The organism is Streptomyces sp. WM6378 (assembly GCF_001279695.1).
Classification (GTDB): domain Bacteria; phylum Actinomycetota; class Actinomycetes; order Streptomycetales; family Streptomycetaceae; genus Streptomyces.
Window position 1 is genome coordinate 1 of record NZ_LGDD01000109.1, and the last position, 1698, is coordinate 1698.

Consider the following 1698-nt stretch of genomic DNA (forward strand, 5'->3'; position numbering starts at 1 on the left):
ATTGGTTCTGGCCGCGATTCCGTGAATCGCCGGCTCATGATCGGAGCAGGATGCGGGTGCGGAGGAGGCGGAACGAGGCTCGACCATACATGGTCCGCTTGATCGTTTTGATGCGGTTGACATGGCCTTCGACGATGCCCGAGCTCCACGGAAGGGTGAGGCCGGCGGTGACGGCGTCGAGGTCGAGGCACAGGCCCTGCGCGAAGGAGAGAATAGGGGACGGCGCGTCCTGTTCGACCTGGCGTACCCATGCCAACAACTGCTGGCCGCGCCGCTGTTGGAGCAGGTCGTGGAAGGTTCTGGCGAGGTCATAGGCGCGTGCGATGTCGGGGCAGGCCAGCCGTACTTTCAGGAGCTCGTCTTCTTCGCAGAGCTTCAGAGCGTCGCGGGACTGCATGATCCACGTGGTGATTTTGCGTGGGCTGGGGACGGCGCCGCGGGCGGGTTCGACGGTCCCGGCCTTGAGCCCCGCCACGTAGCGACGGACCGGCAGGTCGCTGCCCCGGTAGCCGCGCTGGCGGATCTCCCGGAAGAGGTCGGTCGGGCTGGTCACGCCGTCGGTGAATCGCTCGGTCAGGTAGGTGGTGAACGCCTCGAGCACCCCTTTGGGGCGGCCGTGTCGGGCGGAGGCCAGCAGTTCGTCGAGGTCGGTGTCGCGGAAGTGGCGGACGGTCTTGCGGTCCAGGTGCAGGCGCCGGGAGATCTCCGAGATGGAGTGTCCCTGCCCGAGCAGGCGATGGATGTCCGAGTACCGGTCGACGGTGCGGACAGCCATCTTCGTGGGCGGCAGGGTCGGCGGAGGCAGCGGGTTGATGATCCTGCGGGGCTCCGTATCACGGTCGGCTTCGGCCTGTTTGCGCAGGCAGGAGCGGTGCTCGTGGCACGTCTTCTCGACTGCGTCGGAGAGGTTCTTGAGTAAATGCCAGCGGTCGGCGACTTCCTGGGCGCCGGGTGCGGCTTCGCGGACGGCACTGGAGTAGGCAGTGGCCCGGTCCCTGCAGATGATCTCCGCTCCGGGGTGTTCGCGCAGCCAGGTGGCGAAGGTGGCCGCGTCCCGGTCGGGCAGGACTTCAACGACCCGGGCCGCCTCGATGTCGACCAGGACGGTGCCGTAGCGCCAACGCTTGCGGAAGGCGAACTCGTCCACCCCCAGTACCCGAGGTGCCTGCTCGGGCAGCGTCGGAGCTGTGAGCAGCCCCAGCAGGTGGGTACGGCCGGTGGGTATCTGCAGGGTCCGGCACAGGCGTTCACCGGGACGACCGCCCAGGAACGTCGCGATGGTCTGCATCCATAGCCGCAGCCCAACGGCTTGACGTCGGTATCGCTCGCTCAGGTCCGGGACCTGTTCGACGAACGTCCGCCGGCGGCACGAGGCCCGCTCGCAGAAGAAGCGGCGCACGCTGAGCCAGATCACCAATGGCCGCCCCACAACGGGGCGTTCGGTCACGCGGCGCACATACCGGGAGTGCACGCGACGCCCGGCACAGCCACAGTCGGGGCAGGTCGGCGGCCGTCCGCACGACGAAGCCTCGACGGTGACTTGCTCCGCGGTGACGTGCACCGCCGTGACCCGCACACCGATCCCGGAAAACAGCGCATCCTCGATCGCGATAGCCCCCATGACAGGGCAATCCCCGCAAGAAACGTTCCCGCAGTCGCACGGCGACCCGGCGATTCACGGAATCGCGGCCAGAACCA

General features: G+C 67.8%; 1 protein-coding gene. It reads right to left on the reverse strand.

What is annotated here, in order from left to right:
- Positions 1 to 34 precede the first annotated feature (34 nt).
- Positions 35 to 1621 carry an ISL3 family transposase gene (locus ADK54_RS11845; RefSeq protein ID WP_078966318.1) on the reverse strand — a complete coding sequence of 529 codons (1587 nt, stop codon included), beginning with the start codon at positions 1619 to 1621 and terminating at the stop codon, positions 35 to 37.
- Positions 1622 to 1698: the final 77 nt, after the last annotated feature.